A 3,010-nucleotide genomic window follows, 5' to 3' on the forward strand; every position below is an offset into this window, starting at 1 on the left:
TGGTGGCGCGTGGGCCGGTCAGCCCTTGAGCTCGGCGGCGACCAGCTCGGCCAACTGGACGGCGTTGAGCGCGGCGCCCTTGCGCAGGTTGTCGTTGGAGACGAACAACGACAGGCCGTTCTCGACCGTCTCGTCGACCCGGATGCGGCCGACGTAGCTCGGGTCCTGGCCGGCGGCCTGGAGCGGGGTGGGGATGTCGCTCAGCTCGACGCCGGGGGCGCCGGCGAGCAGCTCGGCCGCGCGCTCGGGGCTGATCGGGCGCTCGAAGCGGGCGTTGATCTGCAGCGAGTGGCCGGAGAAGACCGGGACGCGCACGCAGGTGCCGGCCACCTTCAGCTCCGGGATGCCGAGGATCTTGCGGCTCTCGTGGCGGAGCTTCTGCTCCTCGTCGGTCTCGTTGGAGCCGTCCTCGACGATCGAGCCGGCCAGCGGGACGACGTTGAAGGCGATCGGGCGCTTGTACACCTTGGGCTCGGGGAAGTCGACCGCCGAGCCGTCGTGGGCGAGCGCGGCGGCGCCGTCCACGACCTTGGCCGCCTGGTCCTGGAGCTCGGCCACGCCGGCCACCCCGCTGCCGGAGACGGCCTGGTAGGTGGAGACGACGAGGGCGGCGAGGCCGGCCTCCTCGTGCAGCGGGCGCAGCACGGGCATGGCGGCCATCGTGGTGCAGTTGGGGTTGGCGATGATGCCCTTGGGGCGGTCGGCGATCGCCTCGGGGTTGACCTCGGAGACGACCAGCGGGACCTCGGGGTCACGGCGCCAGGCGGAGGAGTTGTCGATGACGACGGCGCCGGCGGCGGCGGCCTTGGGGGCGAGCGCCTTGGAGGTGGCGCCGCCGGCCGAGAAGATGACGATGTCCAGGCCGGCGTAGTCGGCCGTGGCCGCGTCCTCGACGGTGACCTCGGTGCCCTTCCAGGGCAGCGTGCGCCCGGCCGAGCGGGCCGAGGCGAACAGCCGGAGCCGCTCCACCGGAAGGTCGCGCTGGGCCAGGATCTCGCGGACCACGCCGCCCACCTGGCCGGTCGCCCCGACAATGCCGATCTTCATCCGACTACTCCTCTTGATCTTGCCGCTCATAGCCGCACTCCGCCCATCATGCCTTGTCACCGGCAGCGGGCGGCCCGGCATTCCATCCTGTGGTCTCAGTGGTCCAGACCGCTGACGAGTTCCAGCGCCCGCGCGACCTCGTCCGGACCGGCCGGCAGCAGCGGCAGCCGGACGTCCGGCGTCGGGATCCGCCCCTGCGCGTGCAGCACGCCCTTGACCACCGCCGGGTTGGGCGCGGCGAAGGCCGCCACCGCCAGGGCGGTCAGCCGGTGGCCCAGCGCCCGGGCCCGGGCCGCGTCCCCGGCGCGCCACGCCTCGGCCAGCTCGACGAAGCGCCCGGTGGCCAGGTGCGCGGAGGCCAGGATGCCGCCGTGCGCGCCCAGCGCCAGCAGTGGCGCGAGGACGGCGTCGTCGCCGCCCAGCACCGAGAACCCCGCCGGCGCGGCGGCCAGCAGCTCCACCGCCGCCTGGTCCACCCCGCCGGTCGCGTACTTGACGCCCGCCACGTTGGGCAGCGCGGCCAGCTCCAGCAGCGCGGCGCCGGACAGCGCCTGCCCGGTCCGGTACGGGATGTGGTAGATCACCAGCGGCACCGAGCCGGCCTCCGCCAGCGCCCGGAAGTGCGCGACGGTCCCGGCCTCGCCCGGCCGGACGAAGGACGGGACGGTGACCAGCGCGCCCGCCACCCCCGGCACCCGCCCGGCCAGCGCGGCCAGCTCCTCGGCGGCCGCGGCGGTGCCCGGCCCGCCCGCGCCGACCAGCAGCGGCACACCGCGCTCGGCGCAGACCGCCGCGCAGACCTCGGTGACCGCGCGCCGCTCGTCCGCGTTCAGCGCGGCCGGCTCTCCGGTGGTGCCGAGCGCGACCAGCCCGGACGCGCCCTCGTCGAGCACCGAGCCGGCCAGCTTCTCCAGCGCGTCCAGCGCCACCGAGCCGTCGGCCGCGAACGGGGTGATCAGCGGGACGAGAATGCCCTTGAGTTCCATGTCCACGATCCTCGGGTCCTTGATCCCGCAGGTCCAGTTCACGTTTCCGAAGCTTCTCGTAAGCTGAGCCGATGCTCGACGTCCGACGCCTGCGCCTGCTGCGCGAACTCGCCCACCTCGGCACCATCGCCGCCGTCGCCGAGGCGCTCAGCTTCAGCCCTTCGGCGGTGTCCCAGCAGCTGTCCGTGCTGGAGAAGGAGGCCGGCGTCCCGCTGCTGGAACGCACCGGCCGCCGGGTCGCCCTCACCCCCGCGGGGCGCAACCTGGTCCGGCACGCCGAGGCCGTGCTGGAGCGGCTGGAGCAGGCGGACGCCGAACTCGCGCACGCCCGCGAGGGACTGGCCGGCCCGCTGCGGATCGGCACCTACCCGTCGGCGGCCCGCGCGATCATCCCCGCCGTGCTCGCCGAACTGGCCGGCTGGCACCCCGGGCTGGAGCCGATGGTCACCGAGGTCGACCCGGCCGAGGTCGCGGCGGCGCTGCGCGCGGGCGAGCTGGACGTGGCGCTGGTGCACGAGTACGACCTGGTGCCCGCCGATCCGGAGCCCGGTCTGGCGGTGACCCGGCCGATCTTCACCGAGCCGATGTACCTGGCGGCCCGTGCCCCCGGCGCCGTCGCCGACCAGCGCGCCGAGCCGTGGATCCTCGCCCCGCCGGGCACCCTGTGCCACAGCATGGCCGTCCGGGCCTGCGAGGCTGCGGGCTTCGCGCCCCGGATCCGCCACCAGATCGACGACTTCGCCACCGTGCTCGCCCTGGTCTCGGCCGGTCAGGGGGTGGCGCTGGTCCCCCACCTGGGCATCGACCGGCCCCCGCCAGGGGTCGTCCTCACCCGGCTGCCGATGTACCGGCGCACCCGGACCGCCTTCCGCGCGGGCGCGGGCGCCCACCCGGCGATCTCCGCCTTCGTCTCCGCCCTGCACACCGCCGTGCCGGCCCCGCTGCGCAACTCCGCATAGCGGTGGGCGCCCGTACCC

At 75.1% G+C, this 3,010-nt stretch carries 3 protein-coding genes; 1 reads left to right on the forward strand and 2 read right to left on the reverse strand.

Features of this window, described 5'->3' with window-relative positions:
* Positions 1 to 18 precede the first annotated feature (18 nt).
* On the reverse strand, positions 19 to 1,047 hold the full coding sequence (locus ABD308_RS22920; RefSeq protein ID WP_344338095.1) for an aspartate-semialdehyde dehydrogenase: 1,029 nt from the start codon (positions 1,045 to 1,047) through the stop codon (positions 19 to 21).
* Between the two features lie 95 nt (positions 1,048 to 1,142).
* Positions 1,143 to 2,033, reverse strand: a complete 891-nt coding sequence (locus tag ABD308_RS22925; protein ID WP_344338120.1) for a dihydrodipicolinate synthase family protein — start codon at positions 2,031 to 2,033, stop codon at positions 1,143 to 1,145.
* A gap of 71 nt (positions 2,034 to 2,104) precedes the next feature.
* Between ABD308_RS22925 and ABD308_RS22930 the strand changes: the two genes are divergently transcribed.
* The gene (locus ABD308_RS22930; RefSeq protein ID WP_344338096.1) at positions 2,105 to 2,992 is read left to right on the forward strand and encodes a LysR family transcriptional regulator; all 888 of its coding nucleotides are present in this window, start codon (positions 2,105 to 2,107) and stop codon (positions 2,990 to 2,992) included.
* Positions 2,993 to 3,010: the final 18 nt, after the last annotated feature.

Origin of the sequence: Kitasatospora putterlickiae (assembly GCF_039527695.1) — a bacterium.
Classification (GTDB): Bacteria; Actinomycetota; Actinomycetes; order Streptomycetales; family Streptomycetaceae; genus Kitasatospora; species Kitasatospora putterlickiae.